The following is a 23,001-nucleotide window of genomic DNA, read 5'->3' on the forward strand; positions in this document are numbered from 1 at the left end:
TTAATTTGCTGAAGAAGTTAAATAAGGGAGTAATTGTTTTTCCATAAAATCAGCGATAGAAGGTTGAGCTTCTACAGTTGGGTGAATACCATCTTGTTGGATCCACTCAGGTTTAGTAATGATGGTTTCCATATAAAAAGGCAGTAGTGGAACCGCGTTTTGTTGTGCAAGTGCAGGATAAACATTTTCGAAACTAGAAGTATAACGCTTACCGTAGTTCGGCGGTATACGAATTTGCATTAAAAGCGGTTTCGCACCGGACTGCGTTATTTGTTCAATAATTTGTTGTAGTGTGTTCTCCATCTGTTTAACAGATAGCCCTTGCAAACCATCGTTTGCACCTAACTCGATCAATACCCAATCGGGTTTGTGTTGTTCAAGTAAGGCAGGAAGGCGCTCGAGCCCTTGGGCTGAGGTGTTTCCACTAATGCTACCGTTAATGACAATAACGGGTGGCGACGATTTCTGCCAACGTTCGGCAAGGAGTGAAGCCCATGCTTGCTCTGCCGGTAAGCGATAGCCTGCACTGAGGCTGTCACCAAGGATTAACAGTTTTGTGGCTGCGAGTGCTTGCCCACTTGCGACAAATAATAGGAGAAATACCAGTAAATGTCGGCGGAAAATATTCTTGAAGTTCATCATCTCATTAAACGTGTTGGTCAAGGGGAACATGAACTCACTATATTGCAAGGTGTTGAACTAATTGTCGAGTCCGGTCAAACAATTGCATTAATTGGCGAGTCTGGTTCTGGTAAGTCGACTTTATTAGGCATTATTGCCGGTTTAGATGATGGTAGCAGTGGCAGCGTTAGCCTATTAGGGCACGAATTGACCCAAATGGATGAAGAACAACGCGCTTATTTGCGTGCCCAGAGTGTGGGCTTTGTTTTTCAATCTTTTATGTTGATACCAACACTTAATGCCCTCGAAAATGTGCAATTGCCTGCTCTATTGCGAGGTGAGCCAGAGTCACAGAGCTATCAACAAGCAGCCGCCTTGCTTTCTGAACTTGGGTTAGGCCATCGCTTAAAACATATGCCGGCGCAGTTATCTGGAGGTGAACAGCAGCGCGTTGCATTAGCAAGAGCATTTAATGGGCGGCCTAAAATTCTGTTTGCCGATGAGCCAACGGGAAACCTTGACCGACATACTGGCGATAAAATCGCCGATCTTCTATTTTCCATGAACAAAGAGCATGGCACAACATTGATCCTTGTGACACATGATAACGAATTAGCTGCCCGTTGCCAGCGTCGCTTACGACTGGTAGATGGTGTATTGAGGGAAGAAGCATGATTTGGCGTTGGTTTTGGCGTGAGTGGAAAACGCCATCACTTCTGATCGTCTGGCTGGCGCTGACTTTAGCCGTCGCTTGTGTGCTTGCTTTAGGGCGTATTAGTGACCGTATTGAAAATAGCATGAGCTACCAAAGCCGAGAGCTATTAGCGGGTGACTTGGTGTTGCGCTCCTCTTATCCCAGTGATCCTGAGTGGTTGCAACAAGCAGAAGCGATGGGGCTAAAACTAAGCCAACAAATGTCGTTTTCTACTATGGCTTATTCGACGGCTGATGAAGATTTACGTCCACAATTAGTGCTGGTTAAAGCCGCAGATCAGGCTTATCCACTTTATGGTGAGCTTATCACTGAGCCAGCCGGACTTCGACCAACCAAAGGGGAAATTTTAGTTGCCCCTCGCTTGTTGGAGTTACTTAACTTAAAAATTGGCGATAACATCGATATTGGCGACGCGACCCTAAAAGTTGCTGGAACATTAGTCCAAGAGCCGGATAGCGGCTTTAACCCATTCCAAATCGCTCCGAGAGTACTTATCTCATTAGAAGATGCTGAATTGACAGGCGCCGTACAAGTGGGGAGTCGATTAACCTATCGAGATATGTTTGCTGGAGAAACCGCCACAGTTGATGCTTTTGAATCTCAGTTTGATGGGCAATTAAGAACGGATCAACGTTGGTTTACGTTAAAAGAAAATAGTGGGGCGGTAGGAAAAACTTTCCAGCGGGCGCAGCAATTTTTATTACTGTCGGTATTGCTGACATTGTTGCTAGCAATAGCGGCGGTGGTGGTATCGATGACTCACTATTGCCGTAGCCGCCACCAATTAGTTGCTGTACTTAAAACCTTGGGTGCAGGGCGCTCGGCGTTACAAAAATGGATAATAGGCCAGTGGTTGGCTATTTTGATAGCCGCAGCCTTGCTAGGGTCGCTACTAGGGCTAGCTTTTGAAGGTATTTTAATGCAAATACTCGGTGCAATGCTGCCGAAAGCGTTACCTTCTGCCGGTTTATGGCCATGGGTTTGGGCGATTGGAACTTTGTTTGTGATTGCTATTCTCGTGGGGATTCGTCCTTATCGTCAGTTAATTGCAACGCAGCCATCACGGGTATTACGTGAAGATGCTAACTCACCTGTTTGGCCATTACGTTACTATTTACCTATTGTCACCTTAATTGTTGTTGGTGGGTTATTTCTGTTTACAGGTGTGAACCCACTATTATGGTCGATTTTAGTGGGCATCGTGATCGTCGCTATTTTATTAGCTTTGATTGGTTGGTTGGGGTTATGGGTACTACGCCAATTTAAGTTTAAGCAATTAAGCTTACGGCTTTCGGTGAGCCGTTTATTGCGTCAACCTTTACAAACGGTCTCGCAAATGAGTGCCTTTTCACTCTCATTTATGCTGTTAGCCCTGTTGATTCTAGTCAGAGGGGATTTATTGGATAGGTGGCAGCAACAACTGCCAGCGGATAGCCCTAATTACTTTTTGATCAATATGAATGAATCGCAGATTAAACCTGTAACAGAGCTACTTGTGCAACACCAAGTGAAGCCGACGGAGTTTTATCCTGTGATCTTAGCGCGTTTATCAGAGATAAATGATAGCTCAGCGATAGAGTGGGCGGACGAGCGTGATCCAAATAATAATACCGTGCGACGCGAGCTGAGCCTAACATGGCGAGCTAAACTACCGGAAGCTAATGTGGTTGATGAAGGCACTTGGCCGCCTAAAGACGGTGAGGTCTCTATCGAGCAAACCGTCGTGAAACAATTAGGACTTAAAATCGGAGATAAACTCACTTTTAATGCCGGCGCTCAGGTATTTAGTGCAACAGTCACTAGTATTCGTACTGTTGATTGGGAAAGTTTGCGACCAAACTTCTTCTTTATCTTTGCTGAAGGAACATTAAAAGATGTGCCTGCAACATGGATGAGCAGTTTCCATTATGATGGCGACGGTAAGCTACTGACAGACTTAAGTCGTCATTATCCAACCATCAATGTATTGGATACAGGGGCATTAATTACTCAAATACAACAAATCCTTCAACAGGTCAGCCAAGCACTGGAAGTGATGGTCGTGTTGGTGATCTTTTGTGGCCTACTGTTGTTATTAGCGCAAATTCAGGTTGGTATGAGTCAGCGGGAGCGTGAGTTAGTGGTCTATCGTACCTTGGGGGCAAGCCGGAAACTGATGCGTAAAACCTTATGGAGTGAGTTTGCGCTATTAGGGCTAATGGCTGGATTAGCTGCTGCCTTTGGTGCTGAGGTCGCTTTATGGTTACTGCAAACTCGGGTGTTTGATTTCCCTTGGCAGCCTGAATGGTCAATGTGGTTACTATTACCATTATGTGCAGCCCTATTACTGTCTATTTGTGGTAGTTGGTTAGGATTAAGATTGCTAGGAACAGGCAATCAGCATCGTCGCATGCCGAATAATTAATCGCATTGATATACCACACAACAACCTTTCAACGCCCAGATCGCAGATAACATGTGATCTGGGCTATTCCCTATTTAGCCGCGAATTTTATTTCTTTGAAAAATAGCTTGTTACTTGCCATAGTTGAATAAAATAACTGTCTTATATCTATCACTAAACTGTCATCAATGCTGTTTATGATCCTATGGTCAACAAATGATTAACTATTTGATAGGAATATAATAATGCAGCATCGCCGCACCATAAAATTGCGCTCTTTATCATTACTCGCGACATTGATTACTTTTTCTACCACGGGATACGCACAACAAGAAGTTTCAGCAACATTAGCAGGGCACGCGGTGTTACCTGTGAATTCGACGATATCTGCCCCAACGGATGCAGCGAAAGATTTACAAAACAGTGGTAAATACACGACGGGAAGTCGTATTGAGACATTGGGAAGCGTTGAAGGGAAGTCAGCCGATCGCCCGACAGGCATGCATGTTCCCATTAAAGGGCAGCCATTACAAGGGCACTCAGGCATCAAACGTATGTCAGATGGCACTTATTGGGTACTGACTGACAATGGCTACGGCAATAAAGTTAACTCACCTGATTCAATGCTGTATTTAACTCAATACGACATCGACTTTAAAACTGGAAAAGCAACGCCATTAAAAACGGTTTTCTTTCATGATCCCGATAAAATCATTCCGTTCCATATTATTAATGAAAGCACGGATAAGCGTTATTTAACCGGAAGTGATTTCGACCCTGAAAGCTTCCAGTTTGCCGATGGCGCATTATGGGTTGGAGAGGAGTTTGGCCCGTATTTGATTAAGATGGATCTGAATGGCAAGGTGCTTGCTCTCTTTGAAACGTACGTTGATGGGAAAAAGGTCGTGTCACCAGATCATTATCAAGTGACAACACCGGCTAAGCCAAGCGATAGCGTCAGCTTTCAAGTGAACCGTTCAAAAGGTTTTGAGGGGATGGCCTCATCGCCAGATGGTAGCAAACTCTATCCAATGCTCGAAGGCGCATTGTGGGATAGCGAAAAACAAGATTATGAGAGCGTAGAAGGGAAACGGGCTGCACGCATTCTTGAATTTGATGTGAAAAAACAACAATGGACGGGGCGTAGCTGGTTATATGTTTTTGAAGATAATCAAAATGCCATCGGTGATTTTAATATGATTGACGATACTCATGGCTTGATTATTGAACGTGATAATGGCGAGGGAACCGCCGATAAAGCTTGTGCAGAGGGGGCTACGGATACCCAACATTGCTTTAGTCATTTAGCTAAATTTAAGCGAGTTTATCGGGTTGAATTTTCCGATAAAAACCAAGGTAAGCCAGTTAATAAGCAAGCCTATGTAGACTTAATGAATATTAAAGATCCTGAAGGCGTCGCGAAGAAACCATTGAATAATGGCGTATTTACCTTCCCATTCTTTACAATTGAAAATGTGGATGTTGTCGACGGTGAACACATCATTGTTGGCAACGATAATAATTATCCATTCTCATCCAGTCGCGAACCGAACCAAGCGGATGATAACGAATTTATTTTATTGAAAGTGCCTGCGTTGTTAAATCCTTAATTTCCTTGTCTATATTGATTTTGCTCGGGGAGTAGCCCGAGCTTTTTTATTTATCGCCAATTGTAAACATCGTGATTTTTACCGCCACCATTATTTTTTAGCGGATAACTCAGGCGGCTTCATCATTAATGTAAACATTAGCACCACAATAACGGGAGCCACAATAATAAGAAATGCCGGCGTGAAACTGTGCGTATAATCTTTAATAGCACCAGCAATAAAGGGGGCTAAGCAAGCGAGTGTCGATAGCAAATTAACGACAGAAAATAACTCTAAATAGGGGCCTCTGCCAAAATAATTCGATAATAATACGCTAGATGCTAAGAAAGTCATGCCATAGCCGATACCAACACAGAGCACAAACAGTATTAACCATAACCAAGAGGTGGCGATACTGAGAGAAATAACCCCAATGATCATAATAATCAAACTACCAATTAACAGTTTTTTCGGTTCCAACCATTCGCCCGCCGCACCGCCAATAAAGCGTGAAAATGCGTTCACAAATGCCATGGTACTGAGTAATGAAACAGCTACGGTGATCCCAAAACCACGCTCTTCAATATGAGCGACGGCAAAACTGTTTACTGTAATACCGCACCATAAAAATGAGGTATAGGTTGCTGCGATTAAATAGAATTGCCAAGTACGTAGCGCACGGCGTACTGTCCAAACTTCTTTGGTGCGATAAATAGGTTTGCTAACATCACTGACCTGTTTTTGTACCACGCTTTTAGCGTGTTCACGTTCGCGTTGACCTTCGCGTAAGACCAAAATAGTCAGCAGTGTGACAATACCGAGATAAAGCGCACAGAGTACCCAGTGCATACGCCATGACCCTAACTGGTTTGACGCATAGAAATAGATCCAAGGCCCCGCGACGCCCCCTAATCCCCCGATGGTAAAATAGAGGCCAAAAGCGAGAGACTGTTTTTCAAATAGGCGAGAAAGAACATAGGTTCCCGGAACGGTCGCGAGTAGAGTAAAGCCTATACCTATCAGGGCAGTACCGAGAAAATAGCGACTAATGGTTTCGGTCGAATAGAGGCTATAAAACCCCGCGATAAAGATGAGAGCACCGAGTAAAAGGGTGAGGCGAACGCCGATTTTACGGATCAGGACAGACGGAAGAAAACTGGCTAAACCACAAGTCAACCCCAATAACGTGAAACCAAACCCTGCCTCTGTCCAACTCCATTGCAGTTCCTCAATCATACTGGGGAGAACAACACCTAACGAGGTAAAGGTTGTCGCGGTGGCTAAAAAATAGACCATCCCTAACAAAATGAGGATACTCCACTGATAAAGTGGGCTAAACAACGGGGAATTTGAGGCTACCATGTCAACTCCGGTCACTCTGCCTGTTTTTTGCACAAAAAAGACAGCGATATAAACGCAAAATGCCCGAAAATATCGGGCATCGTATCGCGCTATTTTCCCTGTTTATTGGGCATAGTACCAGTTTAATTTTGCTTTTGCCCATTCAATGCCACTTTTGTACTCATTTGGTAACATATCGACGAGTGCGTCTAATGTATCAGCAAGCATTGACGGAGCATTATGCGTGAGATTTAAATGACCAACCTTGCGGGCTGGGCGTACTTCTTTTTCATACCAGTGTAAGTGTACGAGTGGTAGTCTGAGCCAGTGTGAGTTGACATCAGTACCAATCAAATTAACCATAACGGATGGACTAAACACTTCAGGTGATGGCATTGGTAAATCTAAAATAGCCCTCAAATGTAGCTCAAATTGGCTAATGGAGGCGCCATTTTGAGTCCAATGGCCGCTATTATGCACGCGAGGAGCAAGCTCATTGATGAGTAACTTATCACCAACCACAAAGCATTCCATTGCCATCACGCCAACATAATCTAACTCATCCATTACTGCACTCAACATGGATTGTGCTTGTTTTTGCTGTGAGTTATCTGCCTTCGGAAATGCTACGCTGGTACGTAAAATCCCTTCTTGATGTAGGTTATGGGTAATCGGATAAAACACACTCTCACCAGCGCGGTTACGCGCGCCAATGACTGAAACTTCGGCATCAAAAGGGATACCTTGTTCGACAATGCACTCCCCGTAGATTTCATCGGGCAGGCTGGCTTCATCACCAGGGCGAACACGCCATTGACCGCGCCCATCATAGCCACCAGTCCTACGTTTAACTATCAAAAAATCGCCAAGCGTTGAGAATAACTCAGGCCATTGATCTTTGGATTCAAGACAGGCCCAAGGAGCGGTTGCTAGGCCCAATGAATCAAATAGACTTTTTTGGGGGAACCTGTCAGCTAGGCGAGGGAAAATATCGCGATTAATAAACGCATTATGGCGGGCCAATTCTTTGGTCAGTGGTGTCTCAGGCCAGCGCTCAATTTCTGCAGTAATGACACTTTGTTGATAGGGAACGGCTTCTGGCTCGGCATCTAAACCAACAGGAAACACCGCGATACCAAGTGGTTCACCTGCTTGGCGTAACATTCTTCCTAATTGACCATTACCAAGGACACAAACAGGTTTCATTACGCCTCCCGAGGGTCTGGGTTGTTCAACACGTCATTAGTTTGACTTTCGCGCCAAGCCGATAGGCGTGTTAATAAGGCTGTGTCAGTGTTTGCTAAAATTTGCGCTGCCAATAATGCCGCATTTGCTGCTCCAGCTTTGCCAATTGCTAATGTGCCAACAGGAATGCCTTTTGGCATTTGCACAATAGAATAGAGACTATCGACACCGCTTAAAGCTGCACTTTGTACAGGAACACCTAATACAGGAACCAATGTTTTCGCAGCTAGCATCCCCGGCAAATGTGCCGCGCCACCTGCACCAGCAATGATCACATCAAAGCCATTTGCTTTTGCTTTTTCAGCAAAGGAGAATAATTTATCAGGCGTACGGTGTGCTGAGACGATTTCAACGTGAAAGGGCACTTGCAGCTCAGTTAAAACATCCGCCGCATGTTGCATAGTTGACCAGTCACTTTTAGAACCCATAACAATGGCGATTTTAGCCGCAGATTGTGCAGATACTTGGGCAGTCATTTGATGTGATCCTGTGGTTAATAAACTTTCACCGTGAGGTGGGAAAAATAAATTACCTCGATCATATCATGGTAAAAGGGTAAGGAAAACGTTTGCGTGATTAAAATGTCAGCAAACAGACTGGGGGTTTAAGAGCGAGTCGAGTGTGTCTCAGGCTCGAAAGGGAAAAAAATAAGTTCGATACCTTGTTCGTTAATCACAAATGCGGAGCCTTCATGGTGCCATGCTCCTAATACACCACGATAGCAGTACTTATCACCAACCTTCACTTCATGAATAGCAGGACGATGTGTATGTCCATGGATCATCCAATCAGCTTGGTAATTTGTTAAGGCGTTAATCACCGCTTGTGGGTTGACATCCATGATTGATTCGGCCTTCATACTGCTGGCGTATTGGCTGTTTTGGCGCATTTTTTCTGCTATCCGTCGGCGAATAAACAGCGGTAGGGCTAAAAATAGGCGTTGGATCCAAGGCGTATGCACTTTTTTACGGTAATTTTGATAAGCCTGATCATCAATACACAGTGTATCACCGTGTAAAATGAGTACGCGTTTACCATAAAGCTCCAGTAATGTTTCTTGGTTGAGTATAGTCATACCACATTGTTTGGCATAACGTTTCCCAAGTAAAAAGTCTCGATTACCATGGATAAAGTAGCAGGGAATGCCTCGCTCAGTGAGCATTGTTAGGGCATTGGCGACTTGCTGGTGGAGTGGGGTTTTATCGTCATCACCAATCCAGTAATTGAAAAAATCACCGAGTATATAGAGGCTATCGGCATGAATTGCTTGCTGATGAATAAAATTCATAAAACCGGCGGTGATCGCCGGTTCATCTTCACTCAAATGCAAATCTGCAATGATATAAGTGGACATATTGTTGAGTCGAATTATTCGCTAACAGTCACTTTTTCGATCACAACATCTTCGCGAGGAACGTCTTGGTGGAAACCGCTGTTTCCTGTTGCAACGCCTTTGATTTTGTCAACAACGTCCATGCCTTCTACAACTTCAGCAAAGACACAATAGCCCCAGCCTTCAGGACGTTCTGAACGGAAGTTAAGGAAGTCGTTATCAACAACGTTAATGAAGAACTGTGCTGTCGCTGAGTGAGGATCGTTGGTACGTGCCATAGCAAGAGTACCACGCGTATTTTTTAAGCCATTGTTAGCTTCGTTTTTGATTTGTGCTTTTGTTGCTTTTTGTTTCATGCCTGGCTCAAAGCCACCGCCTTGGATCATGAAACCGTCAATGACTCGATGGAAAATGGTATTATTGTAAAAACCTTCACGGCAATAGCTTAAAAAGTTTTCGACAGTAACAGGGGCTTTATCGTCAAAAGTCTTAATAACAATATCACCGTGATTGGTATGAAAAGTAACCATAATAGCTATCCTGAATAATTGTTTTATTGCGCCTTCTTATGAAGGCGTTGTTGTCAGAAAGTTTATATCACAGATGAAACCTGACTTGAAGTCACAGTCTGGTTTGTAAAAGCAGCGAGTGATAAAAATAGACAGGTAAACACTATGGTTAAACCTTGCATTATTGCAATGTTCAGGTTTCAATATCACTCTATTTAACAGGTTGATACCTTATTATTGAGATACCCCTTATAGCTTGAGCGAGTAATACGCTAAATAATTCAAGGTGTAACAGGGCGGCAACAGACTAGTCGGCTAGGCATAGGCAATATGTATGGCTAGCGTTAAAGGCAGTCGCCGTTTGTGTTGTGGCTTGAATCAAGGTAAGCCAGTAAGGAAAAACACGTACACATTAAACGGAATAGTTCAGATGCTACAGATTTTTAATACACTGAGTCGTCAAAAAGAAGAGTTTAAACCCATTCATCCAGGGAAAATAGGGATGTACGTGTGTGGTATCACCATTTATGACTTGTGTCATATTGGTCATGGTCGAACCTTCGTCGCTTTCGATGCGATTAGCCGCTACTTGCGCTATTTGGGATATGACCTGAATTATGTGCGTAATGTAACAGATATTGACGATAAAATTATCAAACGTGCGGCTGAAAATAATGAAACCGTCGATTCGCTGACAACACGGATGTTAGCTGAGATGCATAAAGATTTTGATGCATTAAATATTTTACGCCCAGACAGTGAGCCGCGAGCCACCCAGCATATTGATGAAATTATCGAAATCACCGATCTGCTTATTAAACGAGGTCACGCTTATGTGGCAGATAACGGTGACGTGATGTTTGAAGTCAAAACGGATAAAAATTATGGTCAATTGTCTCGCCAAGACCTAGAGCAGCTGCAAGCTGGGGCACGCGTTGAAGTTGCTGATTCAAAACGTAATCCGATGGACTTCGTTCTTTGGAAAATGTCAAAAGAAGGCGAGCCTAGCTGGGAATCACCATGGGGGTTAGGTCGCCCTGGTTGGCACATTGAATGTTCCGCGATGAATAGCAAAGCATTGGGTAACCATTTTGATATTCACGGCGGTGGTTCGGATTTGATGTTCCCACATCATGAAAACGAAATTGCGCAATCATCTTGTGCTCACGATGGTCCTTATGTGAATTATTGGATGCACTCAGGAATGGTGATGGTTGATCGTGAAAAAATGTCTAAGTCACTGAATAATTTCTTTACTATCCGTGATGTGCTTGAGTATTACGACCCTGAAACGGTGCGCTATTTCTTGCTATCTGGTCATTATCGTAGCCAACTTAATTACACTGAAGAGAATTTGAAACAAGCACGTACAGCCTTAGAACGTTTATATACTGCCTTACGTGGTACTGATAAATCAGTCGCCCCAGCGGGTGGTGAAGTCTTTAAAAAACGTTTTGAAGATGCCATGAATGATGACTTCAATACACCTGAAGCTTATTCCGTACTGTTTGATATGGCGCGTGAAATCAACCGACTGAAGTCAGAAAATAAGGTTGCAGCCAATGAATTGGCCTCTGAGTTACGTAAATTAGCGGGTGTGCTTGGTTTACTTGAGCAAGACCCGGAAGCCTTTTTACAAGGTAATGCTCAAGGTGAAGGCGACGAAGAAGTGGCTAAAATTGAAGCGTTAATTAAACAGCGTAATGATGCTCGTAAAAATAAAGAGTGGGCATTGGCTGATGCAGCCCGTGATGAACTGACGGCAATGGGAATCGTATTAGAAGATGGTGCTCAAGGAACAACTTGGCGCCGTAAATAGTCTTATCTTTATTTAAAATCAACCCGTTAAAATTTGAGTAGATAGTACTCAATCATTTTAACGGGTTTTATTATATCTATCGATATTCAACAGCTAGCCCTATTATTAGCGCAATAAGTCAAATTTTTATCGATTCAGCTTAATAGATTAGCTGAATTAAACTTTATGCGGTATCACATATTAATTATCTTTATATTTATAAAATAGAGATAGAAAAAAACAGCGTTATTTTGGGAGTAAACGCAAGACTGATCTTTTTACGACTATCATAATAAGTGTATTTTGAATAAGTTGTATTTTATAATAATTAATTATTTTTAACTTTTTTAATAAATAACAGTTATTGTCATCTAATGGTAATAAGTATTAACACCTAATTGAAATAAAAAACTACCAATGGAATCTAATATAAATTTATATTCTAATTTTGAGTTTAATATTTAATCGTTATGGATTTTGTTGCTTGTTTTTTCGCTTTAAGTGTTTTTACTATATTATTTTAAATAAAAACTTAGATTTATATAAAGGTAAAAATAATATAATGACGTGATATTTTTCAATTATTAAAATTGTAGGTATTTACATACTTTTATTTTTATCTATTATTCTGATGAGTAGGAATAAACTCCTATTCTTGTTTTAAATTGATTTTTTATTTCTTTATTTTGTATTTGTTGTGGGGTCTATTTAGGCTCTATTAATCACTGCTTGTTCATGAGGTATATCATGGCTTTTAAAACTAAGTTAATTACAGCGATGTTATTTACCGGTGTCAGCCTAGGTGCTGTTGCTGGTAGTAATAGTGACAATATTACACTTAATGGTGTAATTACGGCGGTAACTTGTAATGTGACTGCTAATGGTGGTAATTCAGTATTTTATGTAGGTAAATTTGCTCAAGATACCTTTAGTCCAAATGTACAAAACGGTGATACTCCACTTGTCGTACAATTAGATGCGTGTGACAAGGCATCCGATAAAGGTGCACTGTATGTACAAGGCACAACGGCTACTTCAAATACTGCAAAAAATATCTTCATTGGTGAAAGTTCAACCGTTGGCTTTATGCTGCAAGAAGAGGGTAAAACCGATCAAGTTGTTGCAAACAAAGCAATTCCTGTGACTGTTTCTGATACTGCACCAATAACGTATACCTTCAAAGTTGGTATGGGTACAACGGATGCCTCGCCTGCTGTTGGTGCCTATTCAGCGCCAATTATTATTTCTTACGCATCTGAGTAATTAATAATATTTGAAGCGCAGAGCCCTGCGCTTCATTTTATCGTTTAAGGTGAATTATTAGGATAGGGAAATGATAGTAAAAGTATTTAGAGTTATCGGAACCATATTATTATTACTGAGTACAACTTCAGCAATGGCGGGGATCGTGCTGCATGGAACTCGTATAATTTATAATGAAAGTCAGGATAATGTAGGGGCTAATATTACTATCAAAAGTGAAGATAATTCGAATACTCCTTATTTAGTTCGTACGCAAATTTACCGTGATGTACAGGGGCAAATAGCGCAAAATAATTTTATTACCACACCTTCAATGTTCCGTTTAGAACCGAGTGACTTGAATCAAGTTAAAATTCTAAAAGTTAAAAATGACTTACCTAAAGATCGTGAGTCTATTTTTTATTTTAGAGCAATAGCGTTACCTGCAACGGATAGGTTAGATAATAACTCTACCCCCAAATTAGCAGGCTCATTGCAAATCGCAACGGGAAACACAATAAAATTATTCTATAGACCTGTTCAGTTTTCTGTCAGCCAAAAAGAGGCAATGGGCTTATTGAAGTTCTCTTTGCAAAATAATGGCTTAAAGGTGACCAATCCGACACCTTATTATATTACGCTCAGTGAAATCAAAGTGGGCAATAAGCTCGCTAAGCTGGAGCCTAAATTAGGTAATACCATGATTTCGCCTTTTAGTGACATGCTGTATCAAGATATTCACCAAAAAGGCAAAGTACAGTGGAGCGCAATCAATGACTTTGGCGGAAAGGATCAATTCGATGGTTGGGTTCAATAAGTCTTCCTCGATCTTTTTTGTGCTGATGCTAACTAACATTGGCCAATTATATGCGGTAGGTACTGCAGAAGTTGATCTGTCGGCTTCCTTAGTCGATGGTAGTTGTTCCATTGAATTATCAGATAAGGCGCTACATTTTAAGCCTTATTCGGTTGCTAGTTTCCCAACAGCAAAAACAACAGTTGAAATTCAACCTATTTCAGCAAAAGTGACCTGTGAAGGGGGAAATACCACACCGTTATTAACATTAAAAGGCATAACGCCTTATAGCGGTAATAATCAAGTTTTTTTAGACAGTACGCCTAATGGCACAGGGTTTATGATCCAGCATGGTAAAAAAGAGCTTGGATTAAATGATTTCTATAATGGTGACGCGCTAGAAAATCAAGGAAAACAGGTGGCTTTAACACCGCTAAATTCATCGAACCAATTTTCAAGTACCGAGTATTTTGGGATTGGGCTTGTAAGCGTGGATAACACAGTTACCCCTGATTTTTTAAAAGCCAATATTACATTTACCGTTCTTTTTCAGTGAAAAGTAAGGGGCCACTGTGCAGAATTTTTTTACATTGTATAAGAAATTAAAGCGGGTGACGCAAATTAGCTTGATGATACTGACATTGAGTTATTTACCCTTAGCAAAGGCTGCACCAGTTCAAATAAATTTTTCAGCTGAATACTTTCAAGGCACATGTGAAATTAGCGTTAGTCATCCAGTTATTGCGTTTAATAATGGCGCTAATATTTCGACCTCTCAGGTTAAAAATGGTACAGCTAAACAAGAAAAATTTACCTTAGACTTTATTGATTGTGATAGTAAAGGGTTAACACACTATACGCCGAAAATTAAAGTTACGGGGGAAAGCAAAACCCTTGGTGGGCGTCATCTATATGTGAACTCAGCAAGCTCAACTACTAAAGGGTATGGTTTTTTACTTAGTACTGAAGGAAATACTTATTTCAAGAAAAATACTAATGTAGCCGAAACAGGATTAATTAATGCTAATTGGGTGGCAGAAAGTCCACTATCAATATTGAATAAAACCAAAATACCATTTACGGCAACAATTTCATGCGGGAATTGTAGTGGCGAATTACAAGCTGGGAAATTACACAGCACCGTAACTTTTCAATTTCTTTATGACTGAAAACGATGATGAAATATTTCTTAGCTTTATTAACATTATTGCTTAGTTCTCTATTTAATAGCGCTATTGCGGATGGCGGTGTGTTATTGAATCAAACGCGTGTGATCTTTTTAGAGACCGATAAAAACACAAAAGCAACGATTCAAAATCGTAGCAATAATACCTATTTAATTAAAGTTAATGCACTTATTTCACCTGATAGCTTAGAAAAGGCTCCCTTTTTAGTAAATCCACCATTATTTAGAATGGAGCCACAAAGTCAAAATACGGTAGTGATTGTTCCTAATCAGATAAAGCATCTACCTAAAGATAGGGAATCGGTTTTCTATTTAAGCTTTTTAGCAATACCGAGTATACCTAAGGAAGGATTAAGTGAGGAGAGTGATAATTACTCACAAGTTTCTTTTGGTTTGCAAATGGTGATTAAACTATTTTATCGCCCTGAAAGTATTATCAAGGGTGTAAATTCGTCAGCATCACAACTCACTTTTCAACAAAAAGGAAATGTTTTAGTTGTAAATAACCCAACAGCCTATTTTCAGACCTTTTCTTCGTTAAAGGTGAATGGACAACAAATTGATAATCAAAATAATGGAATGATGGTTGCACCGTTTTCGGAAATAAAATATCACATCAACCAAAATGCTAAAGAGGTAACTTGGCGAGTTGTTAATGATTTTGGTGGAGAAAGCCGAGAGTATCATTATTTAATGAGTCATACGGAGAAAAAATAATGAGACGCTCATCATGGTTTACTTTGTTTATTTTTCATTGCTTCTGGTTATTTTCTCTTTCATCTTATGGGCAAAATATGGTGAAGCATGATGGCATTGCCATGCAATCGACAAGGGTCATTTATCCAGAGTCTGCGAAAAAAGGTGTACCCTTTAAAGTGACTAACTACAGTAATATGGCTTATTTATTGCAATCTCAAGTTGTAAACCCAAATGATGATGGACTTAATAAGCCTGATTTTATTGTTTTGCCGCCATTAGAAAAAATAAATGAAAAAGACGCGGTCGTATTAATGATTAAATCAATTAATCATAAAATGCCGCAAGATCGTGAGTCACTATTTATTCTTAACATTAAGGCGATACCTAATCAGAAAAAAGAAACAGGCCATACAGGAAAGTCACAAATGATTATTGCGACACAGAATCATTTAAAACTTTTTTATCGCCCAAGTGGTTTACCCAAATATGGTACTGATGAAATATCAAAAAAATTAGTTTTTTCTCGTGATAAGGACTCTTTAATTGTTAAAAATCCAACACCTTATTATGTCACTTTTTATTCAATAAAAGTGGGCAATCAAGATGTTGACTCTTTATCTCTATTTGAAATGGTTCCACCTATGGGGCAACAGCGGTATCCATTACCTGAGAATATTAAAGGTGAGCTTGAATGGAGTTTAATTGACCAAGATGGTGGAGTAACACAGCAATATACGCGTTTATTGTAATTATTTCAGAACTCGTTATTGAAATGAATATAAGTAAAAAAGAGCACTTACTGCTTTAGGCTTAATTTTGCTATTGATAAGTCAATGGATATAAATATGAATAGAAATAAGCACACACTACCTGCTTGCGTAAGTCCAGCTAAGTTTACATGGCATCCTATTGCGTTGTGCTTGATGTTAAGCATTCACTCCGCTACCGCAGAAGATTATTTTGATCCTGCTTTTTTACAAGCAATGGGAGAAACCGATCAAGTTGATTTATCCGTGTATTCTAAAAAAGGGAGTATTGCTCCGGGTGAATATCTCGTTTCTGTTTATATTAATAAGGTCGGTATTGGGCAACTTCCAATTACATTTAAGGAAAATAAACAAGGCGTTGTTTCTCCAGTATTAACACCTGAGCTACTAGAAAAACATGGCGTTAATATTAAGCAACTTCCTACAACAAAGGATTTGCCGTTAGATTACCCGATTGATAATTTGCCGGCTTTGATCCCAGATGCATCAACACATTTTGATATTTCTATTCTAGAACTTGAAATCAGTATTCCGCAGATAGCAATGAAATCGAGCCATACTGAGGTACTCGATCCTGACTTATTGGATTATGGGATCCCGGCACTTATTGCGAATTATAATTTAAGTTATGGGCATACTGAAAATAGTTCACGGTATAACTCAGATAGAAAAACCGATAACTTCTTTGCAACAGTAAGAGCTGGTTTGAACGCGGGGGCATGGCGTTTACGGAGCACGATCACCCATAGCCAAATAAAAACGGATGGTGGTGATAACCAAGATAATAACCAGCACTATACCCGTTTTACGAATACATATTTATACCGCGAATTATTCCCACTGCGCTCTGTGCTGTTAGTTGGTGAAAATAATACGGGGAGTGATGTTTTTGATAGTGTTCCTTTTCGCGGTATAAAATTGAGTTCTAGCGAAGAGATGCTACCAAGCCAGCTACGGGGCTATGCTCCACCCATAGAAGGGGTTGCGAATAGTAATGCAAGGGTAACCGTTCGCCAAAATGGGAATATTATCTATGAAACCTATGTCGCTCCAGGTGCTTTTTACATCAATGATATTCAAGAAGCAGGGCTTTCAGGTGACTATGATGTCACTATCACTGAGGCAAATGGTACTGAACGGAAGTTCATTGTGCCTTACTCATCATTACCTGTCATGCTAAGGCCCGGTGGCTGGAAATATGAAGTTACGGTTGGACGTTATGACGGTAATGTGACGAATCAATCCCGCGAGGCCGATTTTTTATTAGGAACGGCTGTTTATGGGTTACCTTATGACACCACAGTTTATGGTGGTGTATTAGCTGCTGAAGATTACCAAGCTGCAAACGTAGGAACGGGTATTTCACTAGGCAACATAGGTGCCATTTCTCTTGATATCACGGCTTCTGCTGCAAAATTAAATCACAACTCACGGAAAACGGGGCAGTCTTATCGCCTTCGTTACTCGAAAAGTATGATGAATACGGGAACCTCCGTAGATCTCACCGCATTACGTTATTCAACACGTAACTATTATAATTTTAGTGAATTTAACTCTGAAGGTTATCAGCTTGAAGACGGGGTTTACCCGTGGTCAATGCAAAGACGGCGTAGTAGTTTCCAAACTCAAGTCAGCCAGCGTATGGGAGAATGGGGAACAATTTACCTTCGAGCTACGCGTGATGATTATTGGGGAAGCTCTAGAACCCAAACTGGAGGTTCGATTGGCTACAGTAATAGCTATAAAGGGATAACTTATGGCAGTAACTTTACTATTGATAGGGTTAAAGATGATAACGGAAATTGGCCTGAGAATAGACAAATTTCCTTTAACATAAGTATTCCATTTAGTGTATTTGGTTATTCAGATTCCTTACAGTCTATTTATTCTACTAGCTACTATACACGCGATAACAATGGTAAATCGCAAATTCAAACTGGGATAAATGGTAGTTTGATGGATGGTGATTTTACCTATAGCGCTTCTCAAAGTTGGGAAAATAAAGATGGCGCTAATAGCAGTAATATTAATGCTGGTTATCAAGGAAGTAAGGGAAGTATTACCGCGGGGTATAGTTATAGTCGCCAGATGAAGGCATTTAATATGAACGCAAATGGCGGCATGCTGCTCCATTCCGGCGGACTTACACTGACAAAAAATATGGGGGAATCAGTCGCATTAGTTTATTTACCGGATGCACCGAATGTCAGTATTAATAATGGTTCCTCTTACTCTGATTGGCGAGGTTATGGTATAGCTCCTTATCTTTCTGACTATAAGAGAAATAGTATCAGTATCGACCCAACAACATTACCTGATGATGTCGATGTTGCTCAAACAAATATCAATATTTATCCGAGTAAGGGCGCAGTTGTTCCGGTTAAATTTGCGACAAAACGAGGGTATCAAGTGTTAATGACGTTGATTAAGAATAATGTCAATGTGCCGTTTGGTGCGATAGCTAGCTTACAAAATACGTCAGATAGTTATAGCAGCATCGTTGGTGATTCAGGGCTGGTTTATTTAACAGGATTACCTGAAAAAGGAAAATTATTGGTTAAATGGGGGGAGTCTACAGAAAAACAATGTGAAGTTCGCTTCGATTTAGCCAATATCGAGTTAGAGGCAGACCAACCAATACGCCAAGTAACTTATACATGTACCCCTGTGAAATTATAAAATAGATTAAGGTATTTGCCTGACCATGAAATATTATTATTTTAAATATAAAACCATGATGAGTTCAGTGTTTAATAAATATATGACTAGCACAGTCATTACCTTTGGTTTTATCCATCCAGTCGCGTTGGCTGCAAATTTTAATGCGATGCCTGGCCAAGAGATTATTTCACTTGGTAATGTGAACGCCGAAATAACCCTAACAAAAATTAGTGCCGTAAATTCATCTAGCGCGATTAGGGCCGATGGTTTTGGTATTAATACATCTTCTTCTAAGGTTGATTGCTTACCAAGCTCGTATGAAATGACGGTGGGTAAAATGAAAGGTTATAGGGTAGATCAGGACATAATTATTGGTTTTCGTAGTACAAATGCAACAGGGGTTGCGTCGGTTGGAGCAGGTGCGAGCACATCAGGACCTTTTCATGATGTTACTGTAAAAGGGGCGTGGGATAACTACGGTAATTATACACCGTCACCAGTACAAAATGCGTCGACCATGTGGTGTGGCTCTGCTTGGCCTGAAGCAACTCAGCATCAATGGAATACGAATAGGAAAAATAATAAGGCATCAATACGAGGGGAGTTATTTTTATATGTTGGTAATAATGCAAAGCCTGGCTCTTATACGTTACCGAGTCTTTATCTTATAAAATCAGCTTCATCGGGTGATTTGGTCTCCCATCTAATTTTTCCGAGCGGAACAGTGACGGTCAGTTATCCACCTTGTTCCATTTCAACGCCGACAGAAGTCTCATTTGATACGAGAAAAGGGCTTCCCGTTATCAATCCAACATCTTCAATTAGTGTGAATTGTGGTGCTAATGATGGGCGAGCTTTCCAAATTGCTATTTCAGGCCAGCCTGTTGCCCCATCAACTGCCGTCGGAAATCATGCAATTAGCTTACACTATAGTGATGGCACAATCGGGGGATTAGTGCGCGGCTATATTGGCAGTAATGCGGCAGCAGATGCAGTAGGCTGCGTGGATAGGACTTCAAGTATCCCTTTTTCAGTCAATAATCAAGGGTTAAATTTCATGCAAATAGGCGCACAAACCGCAAGCTCTTCACAATCTCAGCCGCTGGTATGGTCGCTATGTCCTAATAAGACGGAAAAACCAGGGAAAGCAACCGGCGCAGCACAGCTTGATATAATTTTCAAATAAAAATAAGTAAGATAAAAAAGTCCCCCATTGAAGGGGGAAAACAGAAGTATATTAATTGTTATCATAATCAAGTAGGAGTTGCTATTAGGTGTGGTTGTTGCACCTCTTACAAACTTGCTTTTCGATAATGGCACACAGTGCAGCAGAAAGGCAATATAGGTATAGGCGGTTATTATCACATTTCGAGACTAAATAATTCTTGGGCTATTAATTTCTTAAATTAATCATCTAGTTTAGGAAGAATAGTTTATTGGAATAGAGTGCAAATATTTCTCCTAATTCGGATGTCGGTCACAGATAAGTTATTCAGTTATAGCTCGTTGGTGGGATAAAGCTTACTCGCCTTCATTTTAAGATGAGATTGAGATGAGCCGACTCGGTGGTAAGTGAGAGAGAAAAGTATGTTAATAGAGAAAATGGCGGTAAAAGTAAGCTGATCTGCACATCAGCTTACTTGTTGGTATTTAGTCTTGAACTTTGATTTTTTGGTCGCCCATAGAAACTACTTTTCCTGCCGCGATTTTGCAACGCTTGCGAGTTTCTATTACGCCATCAACTTGCACTAAGCCTTCAGCGATCATGGCCTTAGCCATTGCCCCGCTTTCTGCCCATCCTTCTATTTTGAGCAAATCACACAGTTCTATGTGTGGGTGGCCTTCAAGCCTGAAAATATCCATGACAGCTCCTGATTTCATTAAATATCGTGATACTCTTCGCACGCTTGCAATGTATTTTGGATCAGTGTGGCTACCGTCATCGGGCCAACACCACCAGGTACAGGGGTGATCCAAGAGGCATATTTGGAGGCCTCATCAAAGTCTACATCACCGGTGACTTTACCATTTTCAAGGCGGTTGATGCCAACATCAATCACGATAGCACCCGGTTTAACCCATTCACCCGGAATAAAATTCGGTTTTCCTACTGCAACAACTAAAAGATCGGCATTGCGAACGTGTTGCTCAAGATCTTTTGTAAAACGGTGAGTCACGGTGGTTGTACAGCCAGCAAGTAGCAGCTCCAAGCTCATAGGGCGACCAACAATATTAGATGCACCAATGATAACGGCATTTAGCCCATAGGTGTTAATACCGTAGCGGTCGAGCAGGGTAACAATCCCTCTTGGTGTGCATGGGCGTAGACGTGGTGCGCGTTGGCATAAACGGCCGACATTATAAGGGTGAAACCCATCAACGTCTTTATCTGGGTGAATGCGCTCAATAACTTTAACGTTATCGATGCCCGCCGGCAGAGGTAACTGAACTAAGATACCATCGATTTCAGTATCTTGGTTTAAATCATCGATCAGTTTTAGAAGCTCTGCTTCAGTTGTTGTATCAGGCAAATCATAAGAGCGAGATAGGAAACCCACTTCTTCACATGCACGGCGTTTGCTGCCGACATAAATTTGTGAAGCCGGGTTTGCACCGACTAAGATAACAGCAAGGCCTGGTGCGCGTTTGCCCTGTTCTATACGTTGTTGGACTTTTTGGGCAACTTCCTGCCGAATTGTCTGCGCAATCGTTTTCCCATCAATAATTTTTGCTAACATCTGTGACTTAATCCATATATGAGACTTGGGGATGTGCCTATTTTGTCAGAAGTTAGCGCCAATGTCAGTTCAATCTGTAACATAAAATGAGCAGATAGTTATTTTAGTAGAGAAAAGCCATTGACTCAGCGCGTAGCAACCGTATAATTCAACGCCATCAACCGTATAGGTTGCCGCATTTCTCTTATGCGCCCTTAGCTCAGCTGGATAGAGCAACGGCCTTCTAAGCCGTAGGTCACAGGTTCGAACCCTGTAGGGCGTACCATTTCGAAGTCAATGGACATCAACCGATGTCTTTTTTTATGCCTAAAATTCAGTGAATTAATTGAATTACTGTGAAAATAATCAGATAGCGTTATGCCATATTCAACCCGATAAGCTACAGCAAAATGGCTTTATCGAGCGTTTTAATGGTTCGTTTTGTCGTAATTTTTTGATTTGCTTATTTATTTGAATCGTTGAGCCAAGCTAGAGAGTTAGCGTGGTATTATCATCATTGATTCTTACCTTTTCTATCAACTAGTACAAAAAGGAACAAATGGTTTATAAATAAAACATATTCGATTTGACGTATGTGTTTTTTAGGTATAATTTAAAGAAAAGGCTAAAGAGGTACACATGGAACCATTACAACTGTTTAAAATTTTAGGCGACCAAACTAGGCTCGATATCGTGCTGCTTTTGAAAGCATCCGGTGAGCTATGTGTCTGTGATATCTATACGGCCTTAAATTTATCGCAACCGAAGACCTCTCGACATCTAGCAATGCTTAGAGAGGCGGGTCTTCTACTCGATTCAAAACATGGGAAATGGGTTCATTATCGGCTATCTCCGGCATTACTACCGTGGGTAAAAAGTATCATTGATGTCACCTATGCCACAGAGAAAAATAGAGTCGCAGATTTACTCAAAAGCTTAGAGAAAAAAGAATCTGCTAATCGCTGTTCTATATAAAATTTTTTAAATTAACATATTCGAAAAATCATATATAAGGTTGAGACATGAAAAAACTCGAAGTATTTGATCCCGCGTTATGCTGTAGCACTGGCGTTTGTGGAACAGAAGTTGATCAAGCATTAGTGGACTTTGCAACAGATGCAGATTGGTTAAAAAAACAAGGAGCGAATGTAAAGCGTTTTAATTTAGCGCAAGAGCCTATGGCATTTGTTAACAACATAAAAGTAAAAACATTTCTGGAAACCGCTGGCGCCGAATCACTCCCACTCTTTATTCTTGATGGTGAGATTGTGCTGACAGGTCGATACCCTAAACGTCATGAGCTAGCAAGATGGTTTGGTATTCGCCTGAATATTGAGAAGGTGGAGACAGTTAAGTCGTGTTGCGGTAATGACAAAACATGTTGTTAACAGGGGCGATA

General features: G+C 40.9%; 22 protein-coding genes, 1 tRNA gene and 1 pseudogene. 16 read left to right on the forward strand and 8 right to left on the reverse strand.

Features of this window, described 5'->3' with window-relative positions:
* Window positions 1–642: a multifunctional acyl-CoA thioesterase I/protease I/lysophospholipase L1 gene (tesA, locus tag PSE69_RS00700; protein ID WP_036941282.1), complete on the reverse strand. Its 642-nt coding sequence runs from the start codon at window positions 640–642 to the stop codon at window positions 1–3.
* On the opposite strand from tesA, the gene ybbA reads away from it, so the two are divergent.
* From ybbA to PSE69_RS00715, 3 genes are all read left to right on the forward strand, one after another.
* Window positions 610–1,296, forward strand: a complete 687-nt coding sequence (ybbA, locus tag PSE69_RS00705; protein ID WP_014656538.1) for a putative ABC transporter ATP-binding protein YbbA — start codon at window positions 610–612, stop codon at window positions 1,294–1,296. The genes tesA and ybbA overlap by 33 nt on opposite strands.
* Window positions 1,293–3,740, forward strand: a complete 2,448-nt coding sequence (gene ybbP, locus PSE69_RS00710; RefSeq protein WP_121874624.1) for a putative ABC transporter permease subunit YbbP — start codon at window positions 1,293–1,295, stop codon at window positions 3,738–3,740. Before ybbA ends, ybbP begins: the two co-directional genes overlap by 4 nt.
* 224 nt (window positions 3,741–3,964) lie before the next feature.
* The gene (locus PSE69_RS00715) at window positions 3,965–5,329 is read left to right on the forward strand and encodes an esterase-like activity of phytase family protein (protein ID WP_036941277.1); all 1,365 of its coding nucleotides are present in this window, start codon (window positions 3,965–3,967) and stop codon (window positions 5,327–5,329) included.
* Between the two features lie 90 nt (window positions 5,330–5,419).
* Here PSE69_RS00715 and PSE69_RS00720 read toward each other — a convergent pair whose 3' ends face one another.
* The 5 genes from PSE69_RS00720 to ppiB all read right to left on the reverse strand — a co-directional run bounded on the left by PSE69_RS00720 (window position 5,420) and on the right by ppiB (window position 9,757).
* The gene (locus PSE69_RS00720; RefSeq protein ID WP_036941274.1) at window positions 5,420–6,670 is read right to left on the reverse strand and encodes an MFS transporter; all 1,251 of its coding nucleotides are present in this window, start codon (window positions 6,668–6,670) and stop codon (window positions 5,420–5,422) included.
* A 102-nt stretch (window positions 6,671–6,772) separates the two neighbouring features.
* Window positions 6,773–7,855, reverse strand: a complete 1,083-nt coding sequence (purK, locus tag PSE69_RS00725; protein ID WP_121874623.1) for a 5-(carboxyamino)imidazole ribonucleotide synthase — start codon at window positions 7,853–7,855, stop codon at window positions 6,773–6,775.
* Entirely contained in the window at window positions 7,855–8,370 is a 516-nt protein-coding gene (gene purE / locus PSE69_RS00730; protein WP_004922352.1) for a 5-(carboxyamino)imidazole ribonucleotide mutase, read from the reverse strand. Before purE ends, purK begins: the two co-directional genes overlap by 1 nt.
* 128 nt (window positions 8,371–8,498) lie before the next feature.
* Complete coding sequence (locus PSE69_RS00735) at window positions 8,499–9,248, reverse strand: UDP-2,3-diacylglucosamine diphosphatase (RefSeq protein WP_088499101.1); 750 nt, start codon at window positions 9,246–9,248, stop codon at window positions 8,499–8,501.
* 14 nt (window positions 9,249–9,262) lie between these two features.
* The gene (gene ppiB / locus PSE69_RS00740; RefSeq protein WP_004922346.1) at window positions 9,263–9,757 is read right to left on the reverse strand and encodes a peptidylprolyl isomerase B; all 495 of its coding nucleotides are present in this window, start codon (window positions 9,755–9,757) and stop codon (window positions 9,263–9,265) included.
* A gap of 409 nt (window positions 9,758–10,166) precedes the next feature.
* Between ppiB and cysS the strand changes: the two genes are divergently transcribed.
* The 9 genes from cysS (at window position 10,167) to PSE69_RS00785 (ending at window position 20,071) form a co-directional block, all read left to right on the forward strand.
* On the forward strand, window positions 10,167–11,555 hold the full coding sequence (gene cysS / locus PSE69_RS00745; RefSeq protein ID WP_036943984.1) for a cysteine--tRNA ligase: 1,389 nt from the start codon (window positions 10,167–10,169) through the stop codon (window positions 11,553–11,555).
* Between the two features lie 726 nt (window positions 11,556–12,281).
* The gene (locus PSE69_RS00750; protein ID WP_014656533.1) at window positions 12,282–12,797 is read left to right on the forward strand and encodes a fimbrial protein; all 516 of its coding nucleotides are present in this window, start codon (window positions 12,282–12,284) and stop codon (window positions 12,795–12,797) included.
* Window positions 12,798–12,867: 70 nt separating this feature from the next.
* On the forward strand, window positions 12,868–13,593 hold the full coding sequence (locus PSE69_RS00755) for a fimbrial biogenesis chaperone (RefSeq protein ID WP_014656532.1): 726 nt from the start codon (window positions 12,868–12,870) through the stop codon (window positions 13,591–13,593).
* On the forward strand, window positions 13,577–14,128 hold the full coding sequence (locus PSE69_RS00760; RefSeq protein ID WP_004922332.1) for a fimbrial protein: 552 nt from the start codon (window positions 13,577–13,579) through the stop codon (window positions 14,126–14,128). The genes PSE69_RS00755 and PSE69_RS00760 overlap by 17 nt, the downstream gene beginning before the upstream one ends.
* A gap of 16 nt (window positions 14,129–14,144) precedes the next feature.
* The gene (locus PSE69_RS00765) at window positions 14,145–14,741 is read left to right on the forward strand and encodes a fimbrial protein (protein ID WP_014656531.1); all 597 of its coding nucleotides are present in this window, start codon (window positions 14,145–14,147) and stop codon (window positions 14,739–14,741) included.
* Between the two features lie 5 nt (window positions 14,742–14,746).
* Entirely contained in the window at window positions 14,747–15,475 is a 729-nt protein-coding gene (locus tag PSE69_RS00770; protein WP_040132287.1) for a fimbrial biogenesis chaperone, read from the forward strand.
* A complete protein-coding gene (locus PSE69_RS00775) occupies window positions 15,475–16,206 on the forward strand; it encodes a fimbrial biogenesis chaperone (RefSeq protein WP_042116748.1) in 732 nt (243 codons plus the stop codon). The genes PSE69_RS00770 and PSE69_RS00775 overlap by 1 nt, the downstream gene beginning before the upstream one ends.
* 96 nt (window positions 16,207–16,302) lie before the next feature.
* On the forward strand, window positions 16,303–18,903 hold the full coding sequence (locus PSE69_RS00780; RefSeq protein ID WP_272674902.1) for a fimbria/pilus outer membrane usher protein: 2,601 nt from the start codon (window positions 16,303–16,305) through the stop codon (window positions 18,901–18,903).
* Window positions 18,904–18,928: 25 nt separating this feature from the next.
* On the forward strand, window positions 18,929–20,071 hold the full coding sequence (locus tag PSE69_RS00785) for a hypothetical protein (protein ID WP_121874621.1): 1,143 nt from the start codon (window positions 18,929–18,931) through the stop codon (window positions 20,069–20,071).
* A 464-nt stretch (window positions 20,072–20,535) separates the two neighbouring features.
* Here PSE69_RS00785 and ybcJ read toward each other — a convergent pair whose 3' ends face one another.
* Together ybcJ and folD are read right to left on the reverse strand one after the other, a co-directional pair.
* Window positions 20,536–20,748 (reverse strand): ribosome-associated protein YbcJ, encoded by a 213-nt coding sequence (gene ybcJ, locus PSE69_RS00790; RefSeq protein WP_014656527.1) that lies wholly within the window; start codon window positions 20,746–20,748, stop codon window positions 20,536–20,538.
* 17 nt (window positions 20,749–20,765) lie between these two features.
* A complete protein-coding gene (folD, locus tag PSE69_RS00795; protein WP_004922311.1) occupies window positions 20,766–21,623 on the reverse strand; it encodes a bifunctional methylenetetrahydrofolate dehydrogenase/methenyltetrahydrofolate cyclohydrolase FolD in 858 nt (285 codons plus the stop codon).
* A gap of 188 nt (window positions 21,624–21,811) precedes the next feature.
* Between folD and PSE69_RS00800 the strand changes: the two genes are divergently transcribed.
* The 4 genes and pseudogenes from PSE69_RS00800 (at window position 21,812) to arsD (ending at window position 22,990) form a co-directional block, all read left to right on the forward strand.
* Window positions 21,812–21,888, forward strand: a tRNA-Arg gene (locus PSE69_RS00800).
* A gap of 60 nt (window positions 21,889–21,948) precedes the next feature.
* Window positions 21,949–22,114: pseudogene (locus tag PSE69_RS00805) on the forward strand (integrase core domain-containing protein); the annotation flags it as partial.
* A gap of 127 nt (window positions 22,115–22,241) precedes the next feature.
* On the forward strand, window positions 22,242–22,577 hold the full coding sequence (locus PSE69_RS00810; RefSeq protein ID WP_004922304.1) for a metalloregulator ArsR/SmtB family transcription factor: 336 nt from the start codon (window positions 22,242–22,244) through the stop codon (window positions 22,575–22,577).
* A 47-nt stretch (window positions 22,578–22,624) separates the two neighbouring features.
* On the forward strand, window positions 22,625–22,990 hold the full coding sequence (gene arsD, locus PSE69_RS00815) for an arsenite efflux transporter metallochaperone ArsD (protein ID WP_004922301.1): 366 nt from the start codon (window positions 22,625–22,627) through the stop codon (window positions 22,988–22,990).
* Window positions 22,991–23,001: the final 11 nt, after the last annotated feature.

Origin of the sequence: Providencia sp. PROV122 (genome assembly GCF_028482365.1) — a bacterium.
In the GTDB taxonomy this organism is placed as follows: Bacteria; Pseudomonadota; Gammaproteobacteria; order Enterobacterales; family Enterobacteriaceae; genus Providencia; species Providencia stuartii.

Excerpts from the sequence above, each read along its gene's own strand:
- ybbA (WP_014656538.1), top strand. The coding sequence starts at position 610 with ATGTCGGCGGAAAATATTCTTGAAGTTCATCATCTCATTAAACGTGTT.
- tesA (WP_036941282.1), bottom strand. The coding sequence starts at position 642 with ATGATGAACTTCAAGAATATTTTCCGCCGACATTTACTGGTATTTCTC.
- ybbP (WP_121874624.1), top strand. The coding sequence starts at position 1,293 with ATGATTTGGCGTTGGTTTTGGCGTGAGTGGAAAACGCCATCACTTCTG.
- PSE69_RS00715 (WP_036941277.1), top strand. The coding sequence starts at position 3,965 with ATGCAGCATCGCCGCACCATAAAATTGCGCTCTTTATCATTACTCGCG.
- PSE69_RS00720 (WP_036941274.1), bottom strand. The coding sequence starts at position 6,670 with ATGGTAGCCTCAAATTCCCCGTTGTTTAGCCCACTTTATCAGTGGAGT.
- purK (WP_121874623.1), bottom strand. The coding sequence starts at position 7,855 with ATGAAACCTGTTTGTGTCCTTGGTAATGGTCAATTAGGAAGAATGTTA.
- purE (WP_004922352.1), bottom strand. The coding sequence starts at position 8,370 with ATGACTGCCCAAGTATCTGCACAATCTGCGGCTAAAATCGCCATTGTT.
- PSE69_RS00735 (WP_088499101.1), bottom strand. The coding sequence starts at position 9,248 with ATGTCCACTTATATCATTGCAGATTTGCATTTGAGTGAAGATGAACCG.
- ppiB (WP_004922346.1), bottom strand. The coding sequence starts at position 9,757 with ATGGTTACTTTTCATACCAATCACGGTGATATTGTTATTAAGACTTTT.
- cysS (WP_036943984.1), top strand. The coding sequence starts at position 10,167 with ATGCTACAGATTTTTAATACACTGAGTCGTCAAAAAGAAGAGTTTAAA.
- PSE69_RS00750 (WP_014656533.1), top strand. The coding sequence starts at position 12,282 with ATGGCTTTTAAAACTAAGTTAATTACAGCGATGTTATTTACCGGTGTC.
- PSE69_RS00755 (WP_014656532.1), top strand. The coding sequence starts at position 12,868 with ATGATAGTAAAAGTATTTAGAGTTATCGGAACCATATTATTATTACTG.
- PSE69_RS00760 (WP_004922332.1), top strand. The coding sequence starts at position 13,577 with ATGGTTGGGTTCAATAAGTCTTCCTCGATCTTTTTTGTGCTGATGCTA.
- PSE69_RS00770 (WP_040132287.1), top strand. The coding sequence starts at position 14,747 with ATGATGAAATATTTCTTAGCTTTATTAACATTATTGCTTAGTTCTCTA.
- PSE69_RS00775 (WP_042116748.1), top strand. The coding sequence starts at position 15,475 with ATGAGACGCTCATCATGGTTTACTTTGTTTATTTTTCATTGCTTCTGG.
- PSE69_RS00780 (WP_272674902.1), top strand. The coding sequence starts at position 16,303 with ATGAATAGAAATAAGCACACACTACCTGCTTGCGTAAGTCCAGCTAAG.
- PSE69_RS00785 (WP_121874621.1), top strand. The coding sequence starts at position 18,929 with ATGAAATATTATTATTTTAAATATAAAACCATGATGAGTTCAGTGTTT.
- ybcJ (WP_014656527.1), bottom strand. The coding sequence starts at position 20,748 with ATGGATATTTTCAGGCTTGAAGGCCACCCACACATAGAACTGTGTGAT.
- folD (WP_004922311.1), bottom strand. The coding sequence starts at position 21,623 with ATGTTAGCAAAAATTATTGATGGGAAAACGATTGCGCAGACAATTCGG.
- PSE69_RS00810 (WP_004922304.1), top strand. The coding sequence starts at position 22,242 with ATGGAACCATTACAACTGTTTAAAATTTTAGGCGACCAAACTAGGCTC.
- arsD (WP_004922301.1), top strand. The coding sequence starts at position 22,625 with ATGAAAAAACTCGAAGTATTTGATCCCGCGTTATGCTGTAGCACTGGC.